Genomic DNA, 822 nt, shown 5'->3' on the forward strand with positions numbered 1-822 from the left:
GCTATCAGAAGCGGGGTCGCAAGCCTGGGCCAAGGACGGATTTCATGAACGATCCTGCGGTGATTGCGCGGCGAGAGAAGGCACTGTCGAGGCCGCCGGCGGCGGAATAAAGAGCGTCAATGCACGCCGATGTCGCTCTGCGTATCCGATTCCAATTGCAGGCAGGCTGGCCAAAGTGGCGTCTTGTGGAAGGATCCGTCCTGGAGGAGCGTGAGCCCCTCGCGTGCCTCATAGAGCAAACCGAGCCAGCACAAGCGTCGAAAGACACCATATTGGAGATCGGATTTCAGCTCCCAGGCTTCTATGGTCATTTCGGTGTCCGACAGAGGCGCCAGGTCTGGRTAGAGGATCTTCACAACGTCCAGTGGCGTGCAACCTTCTCTGGCCTTGATATTGAGAAGATTGAGGAACAGGCGCCACCAGCGTAACCGCGCCCGCACCTCCTCCTCATGATCGGTGTCGTGAACGTATGAGTAGAGATAATCCGTAGCGATCAGATCGAAGAAGGCTTGCGGTTTTGCCAAGAACTCCCGGCCCCGTTTGGTTGGGAGCAGCACATCCTTTTTCCGGCGAAGCAGTTTCAGATGACGGGCCATGTCGCGCACGACCCAAAGCGGCGGCATGTCGCTTTCATTGAGCACCTTGTTCATGCTGTAGAGGTCTTCGGCTGTGAAGCCTGGCCAGAGGAAGTGCACAGCAGCCCAATGCACGAACTTTCGATTCATGGCGCCGGTCGCCGTCAATCCTATGCCACCCTCACCGTCAGCATAGGCAACCGAAAGAAGCATGCCGCGCAGAAGTGGTGACAGCGCGGCGACGTCG

Annotated in this window: 1 protein-coding gene; it reads right to left on the reverse strand. The window is 58.0% G+C overall.

What is annotated here, in order from left to right:
• Positions 1-116: 116 nt before the first annotated feature.
• Positions 117-822: hypothetical protein (locus AB4048_RS28875; RefSeq protein ID WP_442205359.1), on the reverse strand; the 706-nt coding region annotated here is incomplete at its 5' end.

The organism is Rhizobium sp. RAF56, from assembly GCF_052113965.1.
In the GTDB taxonomy this organism is placed as follows: domain Bacteria; phylum Pseudomonadota; class Alphaproteobacteria; order Rhizobiales; family Rhizobiaceae; genus Rhizobium.